This is a genomic window from Bacillus paralicheniformis (genome assembly GCF_002993925.1).
In the GTDB taxonomy this organism is placed as follows: Bacteria; Bacillota; Bacilli; order Bacillales; family Bacillaceae; genus Bacillus; species Bacillus paralicheniformis.
On record NZ_CP023665.1, the window covers coordinates 2,745,169 to 2,760,541 of the forward strand.

General features: G+C 44.3%; 19 protein-coding genes. 6 read left to right on the top strand and 13 right to left on the bottom strand.

Translation table 11 applies throughout. From position 1 onward, the window contains the following. The first annotated feature begins 36 nt into the window (after nucleotides 1–36). Nucleotides 37–342 (top strand): LysM peptidoglycan-binding domain-containing protein, encoded by a 306-nt coding sequence (locus CP943_RS13950; protein ID WP_026579294.1) that lies wholly within the window; start codon nucleotides 37–39, stop codon nucleotides 340–342. Nucleotides 343–448: 106 nt separating this feature from the next. After that, nucleotides 449–1,570 (top strand): flavodoxin-dependent (E)-4-hydroxy-3-methylbut-2-enyl-diphosphate synthase, encoded by a 1,122-nt coding sequence (gene ispG, locus CP943_RS13955; protein WP_095323521.1) that lies wholly within the window; start codon nucleotides 449–451, stop codon nucleotides 1,568–1,570. 34 nt (nucleotides 1,571–1,604) lie between these two features. On the opposite strand, the gene CP943_RS13960 is transcribed toward ispG, so the two are convergent. Beyond that, nucleotides 1,605–1,976, bottom strand: coding sequence for a hypothetical protein (locus CP943_RS13960; protein WP_023855219.1), 372 nt, complete (start codon nucleotides 1,974–1,976; stop codon nucleotides 1,605–1,607). 136 nt (nucleotides 1,977–2,112) lie between these two features. On the opposite strand from CP943_RS13960, the gene CP943_RS13965 reads away from it, so the two are divergent. Continuing rightward, complete coding sequence (locus tag CP943_RS13965; RefSeq protein WP_026579293.1) at nucleotides 2,113–2,697, top strand: 5' nucleotidase, NT5C type; 585 nt, start codon at nucleotides 2,113–2,115, stop codon at nucleotides 2,695–2,697. A gap of 70 nt (nucleotides 2,698–2,767) precedes the next feature. Here CP943_RS13965 and CP943_RS13970 read toward each other — a convergent pair whose 3' ends face one another. From CP943_RS13970 to CP943_RS13985, 4 genes are all read right to left on the bottom strand, one after another. Next, nucleotides 2,768–3,199 carry a zinc uptake transcriptional repressor Zur gene (locus tag CP943_RS13970; RefSeq protein ID WP_023855221.1) on the bottom strand — a complete coding sequence of 144 codons (432 nt, stop codon included), beginning with the start codon at nucleotides 3,197–3,199 and terminating at the stop codon, nucleotides 2,768–2,770. Then, the gene (locus tag CP943_RS13975) at nucleotides 3,177–4,037 is read right to left on the bottom strand and encodes a metal ABC transporter permease (protein ID WP_023855222.1); all 861 of its coding nucleotides are present in this window, start codon (nucleotides 4,035–4,037) and stop codon (nucleotides 3,177–3,179) included. Before CP943_RS13975 ends, CP943_RS13970 begins: the two co-directional genes overlap by 23 nt. Then, complete coding sequence (locus tag CP943_RS13980) at nucleotides 4,037–4,813, bottom strand: metal ABC transporter ATP-binding protein (protein ID WP_023855223.1); 777 nt, start codon at nucleotides 4,811–4,813, stop codon at nucleotides 4,037–4,039. The genes CP943_RS13975 and CP943_RS13980 overlap by 1 nt, the downstream gene beginning before the upstream one ends. Nucleotides 4,814–4,956: 143 nt before the next feature. After that, nucleotides 4,957–5,841 carry a YitT family protein gene (locus CP943_RS13985; protein WP_026579292.1) on the bottom strand — a complete coding sequence of 295 codons (885 nt, stop codon included), beginning with the start codon at nucleotides 5,839–5,841 and terminating at the stop codon, nucleotides 4,957–4,959. 126 nt (nucleotides 5,842–5,967) lie between these two features. On the opposite strand from CP943_RS13985, the gene CP943_RS13990 reads away from it, so the two are divergent. Then, on the top strand, nucleotides 5,968–6,222 hold the full coding sequence (locus CP943_RS13990) for a DUF2624 domain-containing protein (protein ID WP_023855226.1): 255 nt from the start codon (nucleotides 5,968–5,970) through the stop codon (nucleotides 6,220–6,222). 30 nt (nucleotides 6,223–6,252) lie between these two features. Here CP943_RS13990 and CP943_RS13995 read toward each other — a convergent pair whose 3' ends face one another. After that, the gene (locus CP943_RS13995) at nucleotides 6,253–7,146 is read right to left on the bottom strand and encodes a deoxyribonuclease IV (RefSeq protein WP_020452220.1); all 894 of its coding nucleotides are present in this window, start codon (nucleotides 7,144–7,146) and stop codon (nucleotides 6,253–6,255) included. Nucleotides 7,147–7,157: 11 nt separating this feature from the next. Then, nucleotides 7,158–8,477 carry a DEAD/DEAH box helicase gene (locus tag CP943_RS14000; protein ID WP_079289183.1) on the bottom strand — a complete coding sequence of 440 codons (1,320 nt, stop codon included), beginning with the start codon at nucleotides 8,475–8,477 and terminating at the stop codon, nucleotides 7,158–7,160. A 255-nt stretch (nucleotides 8,478–8,732) separates the two neighbouring features. Between CP943_RS14000 and vrrA the strand changes: the two genes are divergently transcribed. Then, nucleotides 8,733–9,383, top strand: a complete 651-nt coding sequence (gene vrrA, locus CP943_RS14005; RefSeq protein WP_026579290.1) for a VrrA/YqfQ family protein — start codon at nucleotides 8,733–8,735, stop codon at nucleotides 9,381–9,383. A gap of 120 nt (nucleotides 9,384–9,503) precedes the next feature. Next, nucleotides 9,504–10,448, top strand: a complete 945-nt coding sequence (locus CP943_RS14010; RefSeq protein WP_023855228.1) for a 4-hydroxy-3-methylbut-2-enyl diphosphate reductase — start codon at nucleotides 9,504–9,506, stop codon at nucleotides 10,446–10,448. A 26-nt stretch (nucleotides 10,449–10,474) separates the two neighbouring features. Here the strand turns inward: CP943_RS14010 and CP943_RS14015 are convergent, their stop codons facing one another. The 6 genes from CP943_RS14015 to CP943_RS14040 form a co-directional block, all read right to left on the bottom strand. After that, entirely contained in the window at nucleotides 10,475–11,596 is a 1,122-nt protein-coding gene (locus tag CP943_RS14015) for a Nif3-like dinuclear metal center hexameric protein (RefSeq protein ID WP_048350290.1), read from the bottom strand. After that, entirely contained in the window at nucleotides 11,593–12,240 is a 648-nt protein-coding gene (locus CP943_RS14020; RefSeq protein ID WP_031304752.1) for a tRNA (adenine(22)-N(1))-methyltransferase, read from the bottom strand. The genes CP943_RS14015 and CP943_RS14020 overlap by 4 nt, the downstream gene beginning before the upstream one ends. A gap of 155 nt (nucleotides 12,241–12,395) precedes the next feature. Continuing rightward, nucleotides 12,396–13,121 carry an endonuclease V gene (locus CP943_RS14025; protein WP_023855230.1) on the bottom strand — a complete coding sequence of 242 codons (726 nt, stop codon included), beginning with the start codon at nucleotides 13,119–13,121 and terminating at the stop codon, nucleotides 12,396–12,398. A gap of 225 nt (nucleotides 13,122–13,346) precedes the next feature. Then, entirely contained in the window at nucleotides 13,347–13,571 is a 225-nt protein-coding gene (locus CP943_RS14030; RefSeq protein WP_020452227.1) for a hypothetical protein, read from the bottom strand. A gap of 197 nt (nucleotides 13,572–13,768) precedes the next feature. Continuing rightward, a complete protein-coding gene (locus CP943_RS14035) occupies nucleotides 13,769–14,428 on the bottom strand; it encodes a hypothetical protein (protein WP_224067291.1) in 660 nt (219 codons plus the stop codon). 149 nt (nucleotides 14,429–14,577) lie between these two features. Then, a complete protein-coding gene (locus tag CP943_RS14040; RefSeq protein ID WP_234026539.1) occupies nucleotides 14,578–15,093 on the bottom strand; it encodes an Imm6 family immunity protein in 516 nt (171 codons plus the stop codon). Nucleotides 15,094–15,373 lie beyond the last annotated feature (280 nt).

Below are 15,373 nucleotides of genomic sequence, written 5' to 3' on the forward strand. Positions count from 1 at the left end.
ACATAATAAAAAATGCACGAAATGGGGACAAATCAGATGAAACGTGTGATTGTGCTGTTTTCGATTTTGCTCGCCCTGTTCATTGTTTATTATGACTTGAAATCAGGCACCATCCCTCAAAACGCCTTGCCGGCTTCAACCATGGCAGCAGAAGCTCCGGCTGCAAGCCTGCAATATAAGACCGTTACCGTCAAACCCGGACAGACCGTATTTTCAATCATCGGGAACAGCGCCGTTCCGGCCGACAAAATAGCCGAAGATTTTGAAGCGCTGAATCCGAATGTGAAGGCGAGCCGCATTCAAGCAGGCATCACCTACAAGTTTCCCGTTTATCCTGAATAAGCGTTAATTTCTTGTCAGTTTCATGAACGGGCTGTTACAATAAGACTTGTAAACGATTTGGTATAAGAAAAGGAGCAACCGCCTCCGAATTATACTTAAGGAGCGAATTCAAGTGAGTGAAATCACACATCGTACAAAAACGCGTCCCGTTAAAGTGGGACCTTTAACAATAGGCGGCAATAACGAAGTCGTCATTCAAAGCATGACAACAACAAAAACACATGACGTTGAAGCAACCGTCGCCGAAATCAACAGACTCGCGGAAGCGGGATGTCAAATCGTCCGTGTCGCCTGTCCTGATGAACGTGCTGCAGACGCGATTCCTGAGATCAAAAAGCGGATATCCATCCCTCTTGTCGTGGATATTCATTTCAACTATAAATTGGCTTTAAAAGCGATCGAAGGCGGAGCCGATAAAATCCGCATCAATCCGGGAAACATCGGCCGCCGCGAAAAGGTTGAAGCGGTGGTCAATGCAGCGAAGGAAAAGGGCATTCCAATCCGGATCGGTGTCAATGCAGGCTCTCTGGAAAAACGAATCCTTGAGAAATACGGCTATCCGACAGCAGACGGCATGGTCGAAAGTGCACTGCACCACATTAAAATTCTTGAAGATCTCGATTTCCACGATATCATCGTCAGCATGAAGGCGTCTGATGTCAATCTGGCGATTGAAGCGTACGAAAAAGCGGCAAAAGCATTCGATTATCCGCTTCATTTAGGCATCACCGAATCGGGTACGCTGTTTGCCGGTACGGTGAAAAGCGCCGCCGGTCTCGGCGCGATCCTTTCAAAAGGAATCGGCAATACATTGCGGATTTCTTTAAGCGCGGACCCGGTCGAAGAAGTAAAAGTCGCCAGGGAGCTCCTGAAATCTTTCGGGCTCGCTTCCAATGCAGCGACATTGATTTCCTGCCCGACTTGCGGCCGGATCGAAATCGATTTGATCAGCATCGCCAATGAAGTCGAAGATTACATCGCTAAAATCAAGGCGCCGATTAAAGTTGCCGTTCTCGGCTGTGCCGTCAACGGTCCCGGAGAAGCGCGTGAAGCCGATATCGGGATTGCCGGCGCACGCGGCGAAGGCCTTCTGTTCCGCAAAGGCGAAATCGTCCGGAAAGTGCCTGAGGAAACGATGGTCGAGGAATTGAAAAAAGAAATCGACAAGCTCGCCGAAGAGCATTATGCCAAACAAGCGGCCGAAAAAGAAAAATTAAACACAAAATAAAAAAGCTTGACGGATATCCGTCAAGCTTTTTCCGTTAGAAAAACGGGGTGATGAATATGCCAAGCACCAAGGAAACTGCACCGATACCCATTGCCCATGCTCCTAAGCCAGCTGCTCCTTGTCTTCTGGCTATATAACCGACAATGATCCCTGCAATTCCTAACAGCACTGGAAGCATAAACAAGGAAATAATCGAAAGCGCAAGCGCGATATACCCGGTTACGCGTCCGCCGGCAGCATCGGCATCGTTACGCGCGTCACCGTTGTCCCTGTTATCCGTACGATAAGTCGGGGCAACTTCTGCTGCTGTTTCTTCTAAAAAGTCATCATTATCTAAAGTCGCATCGACTAGGTCAGCATCATAACCGGCCCGGTTACGACCGCGAACATTTTGATCTCTTTCCATTCGATATCCCCCTCTTTAATCCATAAAGGAGCATTTATAGTTTAAGCATTTTAGCCCGATTCATGTTTGCTAAACTTTACTGTAAATGTTAAAAGATTATGATACACTGGAGGAATGGATGATAAGGAGTGTGGACATGTTACATTTAGGAATCGATATTGATGGAACGATCACTGCCCAGGATACTTTTGTTCCCTATTTGAACGAGTCGTTCAGCCTCTCCATTACATTGGAAGATATTAAGGAATATGACTTAACAAAGCTGCTGAATATATCCCAGGAAGATTTTTGGAAATGGATGAACGAAAACGAGCCCCGCATCTATCAGGAAGCATTGCTGGCTCAATATGCCAAACAGACGCTGGATGAGCTGAAAAAGCAGCATAAGCTGATATACATTACGGCAAGAAGACACCATCTGGAGGATATCACCTTTGATTGGTTCGAGAAACGCGACATTCATTATGACCATATAGAACTTGTCGGCGGTCACGATAAACTGGAAGCCGTCTTCAGGCATAAGATCGATGTTTTCTTTGAGGACCACCACGGGAATGCAACCATGATTGCAAAAGAAGCAGGCATTCCGGTTCTGTTGTTTAATACGCCGTATAATCAGCTTCCGATCGATTCAAACATCGTCAGAGTCGACAGCTGGCTTGAAGCCGCCCAATGGCTGAAAAAGAACGAGAAAACGATTAAAGGCGCAAAAAGCATGTAAGATAAAGTCTCTTACATGCTTTTTGCGTTAAAAAGGCATATGGCTTTTTAACGCCATATGCCGCTTTTCTTTACTGCGCTTCTGCGCTTTTTTCTTCGCATCGCGGGCACGTTCCGTAAATTTCAAACTTGTGGCCGCTGATCTGGTAGCCGTCAAGATCGTCTGTCAGCTTTTCCATCGGGCATAGCTCGATTTCCTTCGTTTTGCCGCACATCATGCAAATAAAATGATGGTGGTGATGAGCAGAAGAACATTTAAAGCGAAACAGCTTTTCACCGGAAAGCTCAGTCGTTTCCAAAATGCCGAGTTCTTCAAACAGCGACAAATTCCTGTAGATCGTATCAAAGCTTAACCCCGGATAATCATCGTTTAAAGCGGAAAGGACGTTTTTCGCCGTTAAATATTTATCAGAATCACTAAACAGCTGAAGCATATCCTCCCGTTTGCTTGTATATTTATATCCTTTTTCCTTCAGTAAATCAAGCGCTTCCTGTACGTTCACGGCGAATCCTCCTTTTGATTTTATTATAACTGATGCACAGTATCAGGATAAAGATCGACAGCATCACGATCGTTCCCCCCGGCGCAAGATCGAGATGATAAGCAAGCACCAGGCCGACGATGACGGAAAGTTCACCGAATAGAATCGATAAGAAGATCGCCTGCTTAAACCCCTTGGCAATGCGCATGCTCGCAGCGACAGGGAGCGTCATCAGCGCTGAAACGAGAAGCGTACCGACGATTCTCATTGAGGCGGCAATAACAAGCGCAACGATCAAAATAAATATAAAATGAATCCACTTTGCGGAAATCCCCGAAGCTTTAGCATGCTCTTCATCAAACGACAGAAGAAACAGCTCTTTAAAAAGGGAAAACACCACAATCAAAACGGCCGCGGAAATTCCGACGATCACCAGCATGTCTTCCCGCGAAACAGCGCTGACGCTGCCGAATAGATAGCTGAACAGATCCGTATTAAATCCGTCCGCAAGCGAAATAAAAATAACGGAAATCCCGATTCCCCCCGACATGATAATCGGGATCGCCAGCTCCTGATAATGTTTATAAACCGTTCTCAGCCTCTCGATAATCAAAGATCCGGCAACGGAAAACGCCATTCCGAAATAGATCGGGCTGACGCCGGCGAGTACTGCAAACTGTTTGCCTGCATACAGGCTCGCTGCTATGCCGGCTAAAGAGACGTGGCTGAGCGCATCTGCGATCAGCGACAGGCGCCTGACAACGATGAATACACCGAGCAAGGGCGCGATGAGGCCGATTAATATTCCTGAAATAAAAGCGTTTTGCAAAAACTCATAATGAAAAAAAGGTGTCAGCATTATTCGTGTCCTCCATGATGATGGTGATTGTGGCTGATGGCTTGAACATCATGCCCGTAAAATTGAGACAAGTCTTGATCTGTCATGGACTCAAACTCTTCTGTATTGCCGTGAAAATGAAGATGTTTATTCATGCAGGCAACGTGTGTGACTTTATCGGAAACCGTGCCGACATCATGGGTGACAAGAATGAGTGTAATGCCTTTTTCACGATTCAACTTCTCCAGCAGCTTGTAAAACCCTTCAACTGTTTTTTGATCGACTCCAACCGTCGGCTCGTCAAGAATGAGCAGCTTCGGTTCGCTCACAAGCGCTCTCGCGATGAAAGTTCTTTGCTGCTGTCCCCCCGAAAGCTCGCCGATGTTCCTGTCTTTCAGGGACGTGATGCCGACGGCTTCGATCGCTTCATCCACCTTTTGCTTATCGGCTTTGGACATGCGTCTGAATAAGCCGAGCTTCGCTGTTAAACCGCTTGCCACCACTTCATATACGGAAGCGGGAAAACCGGTGTTAAAGCTGTTTGCTTTTTGGGATACAAAGCCGATTTTGCTCCAGTCCTTAAATTTTCTGAGAGGGACGCCGAACAAATTAAGTTCGCCTGTCTGCGGCTTAATCAGCCCCAGAATGCATTTCAGCAATGTCGTCTTTCCCGATCCGTTTGGACCGACCAAGCCGAGAAAAGTCCCTTCTTCAATGTTTAAATTGATATCTTCTATCACATTTCGATGATCATAGGAATATGATACATGCTTCATTTCAATAATAGGTTGTTTCAATACGTTCACCTTCAACTTCTCCAGAATCATTACGATTTATCGCACAAAAAGAAAATGGCAGCCGAAAAGCAGCAAGCCATTTTCACGATTGACCAGTTCATCTTTAAATTATACATATAAACTAAAAAAAAGTAAATGAAAGCCTAATGGATGGCATTTTTGAACTTTCCTCCACGCGTTTCGTGCGTGTCCATAATCGTTATAAAAGCATTGTGATCAATATTGAAAACAATCGATTTCAGCTTTGTCACTTCAAGCCTGGTCACAACGGCATAAATCACCTCTGTATCCTCATCGGAATAGCCGCCTTTCCCTTTGAGCTTTGTCGTTCCCCGGCCGAGGCGATGCAGCAGCGCATCGGAAATCTCCTCGTATTGATCTGAAACGATGATGACCGCTTTCGTCTCATCAAGCCCTTGAATAACGGCGTCGATCGTCTTCATCGCAATATAGTACGTCATAACCGAAAACATAGCCTGCTCAAGGCCGAATACAAAGCTTGCCCACGTAAAAATAAAGACATTGACGAACATGACAAATTCGCCGACTGAAAATGGCAGCTTTTTCGTAAGCAAAATGCCGAGTATCTCAGTTCCATCCATAGAACCGCCGTTACGAATAACAAGCCCTACGCCGAATCCGAGCAGAAGACCGCCGAATACGGCTGCCAGAACGGGCTGAGTCGTAACCCCTTCTACATGATGCAACAAGGTTTCAATAATTGATAAGCTGATGATTCCGATCAGGGTTGAAATTAAGAACGTTTTTCCGATGTGCTTGTAGCCTGAAAACATAAACGGAATGTTAAGAACGACGACGAGCAGTGCGAAGTTGATATACGGAGTATCTTTAAAAATGTAGTCCAATATTAGTGAAATGCCGATAATGCCCCCGTCAATGATGTTGTTCGGCACTAAAAATAATTCGATGCTGGCGGCTGCACAGGCAGCCCCGACGAGAATCATGACGATCCGAAACGCCACTTTGACCGCTGATTCTTTTTTATGCTGTTTTATGGTATTTGCCATTCTGTCTCTCCTTTTTCCAAACTGGCCAAACTGTCCCTTATCATCATATCATTTAACAGACTGAAATAAAAAAATGACACATTTTTAATTTTACGCCATACATTAGTTCAGAGGGGAGGAATGGACGTGATTTTATTTCAAAAAATCGTGCTGCAGCGTTTAAATCAGGTCACGGCTGACGAGGTGCTGAAGTACGCTAAACAATACGGAATTCATGTAACAAGAAAACAGGCGCTTGAAGTGGAAAAGCTTGTGAAAGGAAAAAACATCAATATTTTTAATGAGGAAGAACGCAATAAACTGCTCAAGCAGGTGGAAGCGGTCACTTCAAAAGAAGCGGTGCAGCTCTTGAACCAGCTATTTTCTCAATACGTATCATAAAAAAAGGGGAGCTGATACGCCCCCCTTTTTTTATTGCTGCTTGATTTTTTCCAGCAGCCCTTCATCAAACTGTTTATTTTTAAGCATTTCAATTTCAAACCGGTATGGCGGCTTTTTGTTCTTTTTATCTTCTCCTACATAAGGCGTTTCAAGGATTTTCGGAATATCTTTCAGCTGATCGTGGTGGACGATGTATTGAAGCGCATCAAAACCGATTTCTCCGAATCCGATGTTTTCGTGCCGGTCCTTTCTCGCGCCTCTGACATTCTTGCTGTCATTAATATGAAGCACTTTTAAACGGTCGATTCCGACGATCTTATCGAATTCGTTTAAGACACCGTCAAAGTCGGATACGACATCGTAACCCGCGTCATGGGTATGGCATGTATCGAAGCAGACGGATAAATGTTCGTTGTGTGTAACGCCGTCGATGATCTGTGCCAGCTCCTCAAACGTCCGTCCGCATTCTGAACCTTTGCCGGCCATCGTTTCCAAAGCGATCTGCACATTCTGATTCGGGTCGATGACCTCGTTCAATCCTTCGATGATTTTTTGAATGCCCGCTTCTGCGCCTGCACCTACATGAGCTCCCGGGTGAAGAACGATTTGTCTGGCGCCGATCGCCGACGTCCTTTCAATTTCAGAACGCAGGAACTCGACACCGAGCTCAAATGTGGCCGGATTTGTTGTATTGCCGATATTGATAATATACGGGGCATGAACGACGATATCAGAGATGCCGTTCTCCTCCATATGGGCTCTTCCTGCTTCAATATTTAAATCCTCGATTTTTTTCCTGCGCGTGTTTTGCGGCGCTCCCGTATAGATCATAAATGTATTGGCGCCGTAGGAGCTTGCCTCCTGACTGGCCGCAAGCAGCATATGTTTTCCGCTCATTGAGACGTGTGAACCGATTTTCAACAAAACTGTTTCCCCTACTTTCCTTTTCTAAATTGCTTTCTTTTTTGCTGTCTTTTTATTTTATTGATTTCCGTCTGCATTTTCTTCTTATATCCTGGCTTGACTTTTCTCGGTTTTTTCACAAGCCGCTTAGCGGCCTCATCCGTTTCATCAGGCGTTCTTTTTCGATTCTGACGGCGCTTGCGGTCATCGACCTTTTTCCACTCGCCTTTTTCAAGCCTCATGTTTTCAAACACGATTCCCATCTGTTCAAGCTTCACAAGTGCATCTTCGTCAGATGTATCATAAAACGTCATCGCTGTTCCGGATGTTCCGGCGCGCGCTGTACGGCCGACGCGGTGAACGTAAAAATCAAGATCGTCTGGCAGTTCATAGTTAATGACATGGCTGATGCCTTTAATATCGATTCCCCTTGCAGCCAAATCAGTGGCTATGATATAGGTGAATTCCAGATCGCCGATTTGCTTCATCACTTTTTTTCGTTCCCGCGGCGTAAGCCCTCCGTGAAGAAGTCCGACTTTCATCCCTTTGTCCGTCAGGTATGCGGCGATTTCGTCAGCCGTTGTTTTTGTATTGGCAAAAACAATCGCCAAATACGGATTTAAATGGGTCATAACCTCGAGCAGCAGCTCATTTTTATCCCTGTGTCTGGAAGGTATCAGCACGTGTTCGATTTTTTCGGCCGTGATGTGCTTCGGCTCAACATGCGCATACCTCGGATTGGCCATATACTTTTTCAGGAAAGGCTTTAATTTTTCTGGAATCGTTGCGGAAAATACGAGCATCTGCAAGCCTTCAGGCATATGCGACCCGATAAAATCGACATCTTCCAAAAATCCCATATCAAGCATTAAGTCCGCCTCGTCGATAACGAGCGAACCGGCTTTATGAACATCGAGCGCCTGCTCCCTGATCAGATCTGCAATCCGCCCCGGCGTACCAACCACCAGATGGGGCTGTGTTCTTAATTTGTCAATCGATTTTTGTTTATCGGTACCGCCGATGAAACATTTCGAACGAACCGCTTCATCAGGCCCTAAAAACTTGGTGATTTTCAGGACTTCCTGATGAATCTGGTTGGCGAGCTCCCTTGTCGGAGCCGTAATCACGACTTGAACGAACTCTTTTTCAAAATCGATCCTGCTTAAGAGCGGGAGCAGATAGGCATGCGTTTTTCCCGTACCTGTCTGCGACTGTCCGATCGCGCTCTCCCCTTTCAGCGCCGCAGGAATTAACCGCTTCTGAATATCAGTCGGCTCATAAAATCCCAAGTCGTGAACAGCCTCTATAATAAACGGCTTTAAATCGTACATTTCAAATTTCGTTTGTTTCATTTTCCCAACTCCTTCTTGGAAAGCCTTTATTCCGGCGCTCCAAGCTTTATCCTATATGGCTGAATTGTGCGCTTATGTATCCTTTTTTATGCCGCACTGCTTAAAAAAAGGCTGATATCATGTCCATCATTAAATTATAACTGATCCTGCGGAAAAAAACCATCACCCCCGCCCTATTCGGGCCGGCGGCAAAGGCACTTTGCCACCGTTGGTGCATACCCTATCAAGAGAAGGATTTTGAAAGGAGGTACAAGTATGTTTCAGCAACAGCCGATGAGAAATCAGCCAGGACCGCAGATGCCGCAAAGGCCCGGCAGAGCCTTGATGCCGAGACATCCGGGGATGAGAATGCAGCCCCCTCAAGCGCAGCAGCGCGGCCTGCAGCAAATGTTTCAGCCGATGGGCGCCGCCCAGGAGCAAGCAGGGGCGCGAGGAGGCGGCGGGATTCAGGGTTTGCTCTCGAAAATCCTTCCTGGATCTGCCGCGTCCGGGGGAACAGGAGCAGGCCTCGGCGGAACCGGAAGCGGCCTTGGAGGCATTCAGGGTCTTGCCAATCCGGCTACCATTTCAAACATGCTCGGCAATGTTCAAAAAGCGCTCGGTGTAGCCCAGCAAGTAACGCCGATGATTCAGCAATACGGACCTCTCGTCCGCAATCTCCCCGGCATGGTGAAAATGTTCAGACAGCTGAATTCCGATGATACTGAAGCGGAGGACAGCGAACAACAAAAAGACGAACCGGACAACAAGACCGAAACGAGCGGCGAAAAGAAAGAAGAAATAAAAGTGTCTTCCAAAACACCCGAAAAATCCAAAGCCGAAGAAATCAGAAAAAAACGGAGCCGTTCAGCCCCTCCGTCTGCAAAAAGAAAAACCGGAGGATCAAAACCTAAACTGTATGTATAACATTCTTTGATATCTCCTGCGGGATCAGATATAATGAGGTCTATAGAGACTGCAAAAATAAGCCGTTTTTTACGGCTTTTTATCATGCCCGGCTCTTACTTCTTTATAGGAGGACTAAGAATGAACGTAATTAAAATATCGCCGCGCGGCTATTGCTACGGTGTCGTCGACGCCATGGTCATCGCAAAAAACGCGGCTCTCGATAAAAGTCTGCCGAGACCTATATATATTTTAGGAATGATCGTTCACAATAAACATGTCACCGACGCATTTGAAAAAGAGGGCATTTATACGCTTGACGGTCCGAACCGGCTTGAGATTTTGAATCAGGTCGACAAAGGAACGGTGATCTTCACCGCTCACGGCGTTTCGCCCGAAGTCCGTAAAATAGCTGAGGATAAAGGTCTTGTCGCGATTGACGCCACCTGCCCTGATGTGACAAAAACACACGATTTAATCCGAAAAATGAAAGCGGAAGGCTATCACGTCATCTACATTGGAAAAAAAGGACACCCGGAGCCTGAAGGAGCGGTCGGTGTCGCCCCGGATATCGTTCATCTTGTCGAAACCGAAGAAGACGTGGAAAGGCTGGACATTGAAGCGGAGAAACTGATTGTCACGAACCAAACGACGATGTCCCAATGGGATGTCCATGATATTATGGAAAAAGTAAAAGAAAAATATCCGGATGTTGAATTCCACCAGGAGATTTGTCTGGCCACCCAGGTGCGTCAGGAAGCGGTGTCCGAACAGGCGAAAAAAGCCGACTTGACAATCGTTGTCGGCGATCCGAAAAGCAATAACTCGAATCGCCTCGCCCAGGTCTCCGAGGAAATCGCAGGCACGAAAGCATACCGGATCGGCGATTTAAGCGAATTAAAGCTGGAATGGCTCGACGGCGTGGAAACCGTCGCTGTAACGGCCGGCGCATCGACCCCGACTCCGATTACAAAAGAAGTCATCCGCTTTTTAGAACAATTCGATCGTGAAGATCCTTCCACATGGAAGATCAGTCACGAAGTACCTCTTCAAAAAATCTTGCCTAAAGTAAAAGCAAAAACCTGAAGCATCCATCGCTTCAGGTTTTGTTTTTATAAAAATGTAAACGGGTTCGTATTTGTATCTGATGGAAAGACGGCGACATTGTATTTTTTCTTTCGGCACATCGCCGTCAGCTTTTTCGCAACTCCGTTTTTCATGATTTGTTCGGCATAATGTCCAGGGTCGACCACATTCAGCCCGATCATCATGGCATCGTGCGCCGTATGGAAATAAAGATCTCCTGTTACATATACATCGGCGCCCATACGTTTTGCATGATGGATGTATTTATTGCCGTCGCCGCCTAATACAGCGACCTTCTTCACTTTCGCATCAGACTTGCCCACCATCCGCGCTCCGTTTGCCTCCAGCTTTTCTTTCACATAACGGGCAAATGCTTCGAGTGTCATCTCTTCATTCAATTCACCGATACGGCCCAGCCCTTTTCGAAGCGGACTCTGCTCGACGGGATAAATATCAAAGGCCACTTCTTCATACGGATGAGCCTCATTCATCGCTTTGATCACGGATTTTTCAATACCTGACGGATAAACGGTCTCAATTCTTACCTCTTCGACCCGTTCAAGCTCGCCCCGCTCGCCGATAAAAGGATCGGCTTCAGACAGCGGCTTGAAGCTGCCGACTCCTTCTGAAGAAAACGCACAGTGGCTGTAGGCGCCGATATGACCGGCTCCGGCGTCTCCAAGCGCTGCGCGCACCTGTTCTTCATAATCTTTCGGGACATAGACGGCGAGTTTTTTCAGCGGCTCTTCGTAGGTTGGAACGAGCACTTTTGTGTTCTTTAATTCCAGCGCTTCCGCAAGCATGTCGTTGACACCGCCGTCAGCAACATCGAGATTTGTATGAGCCGCATAAACGGCGATATCATGCTTGATGCACTTTTCGATCAGCCTTCCGCCAGGCTGGTCTGTGATGACATGTTTCAGCGGCCTGAAAACAGGCGGATGGTGCGCAATGATTAAGTCAACGTTCTTTGCAATCGCTTCATCAACCGTTTCTTCGAGAACATCTAGCGTGACCATGACATTGGACACCGTTTTGTTCAGCGTGCCGATTTGCAGGCCGATTTTATCGCCTTCAACGGCGTATGACTTTGGTGAAAATTGTTCAAACAATTGGATGATTTCATGCCCGTTTATCGTTTTTGTCATCTTCTAAGTACCTCCTTTAAGACCTCTATCCGTTTTGACAGTTCAAGCAATTTTTGTTGATTTTCTGCACTCGGAAGAGCCGCTTCAATTTGTTGATAGATGTTTTCCGTATGTTTCAGTTCTTGCGACCATTTTTTGATAAAAACAGCATTTTTTTGTTTGGCCAAAAATGGGCCGACAAGCATGCCTGCCGCAAAGGAAATCCCATCGTAAGCCGCATCCCGATCGCCCGCTTCCGCGACGAGAACCTCATAGTACTTGCCGTCTTCCTCAAGGATTTCTTCATTGATCAGTGCATAGCCTTCCTGATAGAGCCATTCTCTAATATGGTGAGCGTGGATATTCGGCTGTAAAACCAAACGTTCCTTACCTGAGAGCTTATCCTTGCCCGCTTTTAGAATGTGAGCAATGAGCGAGCCTCCCATTCCGGCAATCGTGATCACATCAGCTTCGCCCTTTTCAATCACTTCAAGCCCGTCGCCTTTCCTTACGGATATGAGCGGACTTAATTGCAATTTCTCAACCTGCTGCTTCGCAGAAAGAAAAGGACCATCTGTGATTTCTCCGGCGATCGCGGCACTTGCCAGTCGATTCAGAACACAAAAGCAAGGCAAATACGCATGATCAGACCCGATATCAGCCACAACCGCCCCTTTTGTTATGTATTTCGCCACAGTCTGCAGCCTTTTCGATAACTTCAATTCATTCACAATTATCACAACTTTTCTAGATTCATTTTTCCTTTACTATCATATAAAAAATCGCTTTAGTTTCCAAGCTGGAACAGCAAATCAACATTTTACTCGATCAATTTTTGATTTTCTCTGTAGTACGCACGTAAAGCATGAGTCTCAAGATCCGCGAGCCGAACCGGAATCGGCAGCCTGCTTTCTCGATTGACCAAGCTCATTGCGATGTCATAACTGCTGTCTAAATCAATCAAATGTCCGCATGATAGAAATATCGGTTTGACATCTTGCCTTGTCCGCACCGCACGTCCGTAGACTTCGCCATCAATTACAATATCAGTATAAGCACCGAAATTATTATCAGGCATCACAAAATCAGTTTGTTTTATTTTCAAGTAAGTTTTCGCAATGCCGATCGTTGGCTTTTCGAGAAAAAACGCCGCATGTGTCGCAATCCCCATATGGTTAAAATGGAGATAGCCATTCCCGTCAAATAAAAAAACATCCGGTTCAATCGTCAGCTTCTTAGCCGCCTTAATAATAAGCGGCAGCTCCCTAAAAGCAAGAAACCCCGCGATATAAGGCACAGCGATTTTTCCTGCACTATGTACTTTTTCAATGACACGCTTCGTATGAAAATCCAGCACGATGATACTGCAGACACCAAACGCTTCACCATCTTCCTCCCAATAAGCTAAATCAACCCCCGCACAGGTTTGCAGAGCGTCTTTACTGATGGAGTTTACTAGATTGATATGTTTTTTTAGTTTTGTTTGTATCGTTAAGAAGTCATTTTCTTGGTTTAAATTAAAATCGTGTATGTTGTTGATGTTCATCTTTAAAAACCAACTTTCTATCATCCCATTTTTTTAAGCGCCTTTAGCCAGATCATATCTAAATTGTTCAGTTCATTCAAAGTTATTGATTCATACCGGGATAAGCCGGGACAGCAAGATGTCTTATAGAATGAGCAGCATATAAAAAAGAACCCCTCAACAAGCAAAAAATTGGGAGCTCTGTTTGTCTTTTTGTAAATCGAAGTATTTTCTAATCATTCATTATTATTCTTTATTTCTCAGCTTCATCGTCATACTGTTTACACCCTCAAAAACAGCGTCCCGTATGATTTCAGTGTAATTCTCATAACTGTCGCTTTTGGCTTTAATGATATCTAAAACTTGTTTAAATTGTCCATCTATGATAATCGTAATGCCTTCGACCTTTTCACCTGTCTGATCATTCACAAATTCCTCATTTAACATGGTTACCGTATCATTACTATTCATAAGACACTCTCCTATCTTTTTGAAAATAAACTTTTCCCTTTATGATTGATCCAATACTTTTGATTTGTAGGAACTAGATTTGTAAAGTCCTCATAAATTCCGATCCAATGATTCGGTACATATTCTTCATAAGATGCTGGCTCTGGGTATATGGAATACAACTTTTTTTGACCAAAATCTAACAAATCATCGGCTGGCTATTTATATTTATGTTCGGCTGCTTTTTGAAGTGTGGCTTCGATGTGGTCCACTAATTTTTCTGGTCTTCTCGTTTCCATGTCTTCTAACGGGTTATCCCAGTCTAGATTTTTTATTAACAGCATATAAAAGGTGCCTGAAGGATCAATATCTATATACCAGCCGACATCTAAAGTCAAGCGGCTTTCTTTATGCTCCAACTGCAATAATGATGACGTAAAGTTGAACCAGTCATCACTGTCTTCCTCTAACTGATCTGGATCGATATCAATTAGTTTATTATAAGAGACAGTCCATCCTTGAGGAACTCTCAGACGTAAATAGTCAGGAGGGCCTTCAAAAATAAAAATGTTCCCTCCAAATGCCGCCGCTTCTATTTTCCAAATGATCCGTTCCAATTCGTCCACTAACTGCCGGCGATCTTCAACATTGATTGTGTCAATCGTTTCTCCATGATTGTCACAAATATGTATAAGATAATCATCATGGCCTTTAATGATTTTGACCGCAGCATGATATCTTTGTTTTTCTAATTCTATTAATTTCGTATTTGGTTCAACTGTTTCTTGTGTGACGGTTAAATCATGATATTTAACGAACCAGCCGCACGGTATATTTATAGGTTCTAATGATTTTATGGAATTAGACAAATCGTTCACTCCTGATTTTCTATTATAAACTGTTGATTTGTTTTCTGCTATATCTTGTATTTCTGCTCAGGGATTTCCTGTAACTCTAAACTTTAAACATCCTTTTCTAATTTGATAAGTTCTAATTCACTAAGGTTAATAAAATAGGAGAGCTGTAGTTAATTTTGTATTTGTAATTCCTTTAATATCTTTTTCCTCAAATCACTCGCAATATCTCCATTTATGTAATCGTCCAGCAAAGAATTTATTTTCTGAATATAATTATCTGCATCTTCTATACATTTTTCAAAAAAGTCAATAAAATGGTCCACTAATGTGTCATCAACTAAAGTAATTGGTTCTGGGTAATATTTAACCCCTTCTCGTTCAAATGCTTTTTTACTAGTGTATGCAACTGCATCAATCATACAGTTCCAAGCTGCGACATCTATTTCATTATCTGACATCTCTTGAATTATAGTTATACCATTTTTCTCATTATCCAATAAATCATAAAGAATATCCCCAATATCATTTTTATCGTTTATCCACTCCCAACATTTTTCTAGAATTTCCTGGGCAAACATTTGGTCTTCCTTTCGGGAAAATACCGACGAAACTTTTTCTGAAAGCCCAAGAAAAAATATTACTTTATCGTCTTCTGTGAAACGATCGAAGTTTGTATCAGTCATCATTTTAACCTCCAACTAATCAATATCCTTTTCATTTTTAATCTTTAGATTAAGTCACAGTTTACCTTAATGCTTTCATCAATTTCCTTCCGATGTTACATAGACTTTCAACGTTTTTGAGGCTTTGTAGGGGTCAAGCGCGTATTCACGATGGTGTTTTGCCGTTTTTTGCGATTTGATATTTTATTAATATCATCGTCGAGTGTCCAATCCGTAGCTTGGATATTCAGCTTTCTTATTTCTATTCTAACTATTAAGTAAAAAATCTTGAAAAGCATACAGC

What these genes read in the sequence shown, in the direction of transcription:
- CP943_RS13950 (WP_026579294.1), top strand. Translation starts at nt 37, where the DNA reads ATGAAACGTGTGATTGTGCTGTTTTCGATTTTGCTCGCCCTGTTCATT.
- CP943_RS13960 (WP_023855219.1), bottom strand. Translation starts at nt 1,976, where the DNA reads ATGGAAAGAGATCAAAATGTTCGCGGTCGTAACCGGGCCGGTTATGAT.
- CP943_RS13965 (WP_026579293.1), top strand. Translation starts at nt 2,113, where the DNA reads ATGTTACATTTAGGAATCGATATTGATGGAACGATCACTGCCCAGGAT.
- CP943_RS13975 (WP_023855222.1), bottom strand. Translation starts at nt 4,037, where the DNA reads ATGCTGACACCTTTTTTTCATTATGAGTTTTTGCAAAACGCTTTTATT.
- CP943_RS13985 (WP_026579292.1), bottom strand. Translation starts at nt 5,841, where the DNA reads ATGGCAAATACCATAAAACAGCATAAAAAAGAATCAGCGGTCAAAGTG.
- CP943_RS14000 (WP_079289183.1), bottom strand. Translation starts at nt 8,477, where the DNA reads ATGAAACAAACGAAATTTGAAATGTACGATTTAAAGCCGTTTATTATA.
- vrrA (WP_026579290.1), top strand. Translation starts at nt 8,733, where the DNA reads ATGTTTCAGCAACAGCCGATGAGAAATCAGCCAGGACCGCAGATGCCG.
- CP943_RS14010 (WP_023855228.1), top strand. Translation starts at nt 9,504, where the DNA reads ATGAACGTAATTAAAATATCGCCGCGCGGCTATTGCTACGGTGTCGTC.
- CP943_RS14015 (WP_048350290.1), bottom strand. Translation starts at nt 11,596, where the DNA reads ATGACAAAAACGATAAACGGGCATGAAATCATCCAATTGTTTGAACAA.
- CP943_RS14025 (WP_023855230.1), bottom strand. Translation starts at nt 13,121, where the DNA reads ATGAACATCAACAACATACACGATTTTAATTTAAACCAAGAAAATGAC.
- CP943_RS14030 (WP_020452227.1), bottom strand. Translation starts at nt 13,571, where the DNA reads ATGAATAGTAATGATACGGTAACCATGTTAAATGAGGAATTTGTGAAT.
- CP943_RS14040 (WP_234026539.1), bottom strand. Translation starts at nt 15,093, where the DNA reads ATGATGACTGATACAAACTTCGATCGTTTCACAGAAGACGATAAAGTA.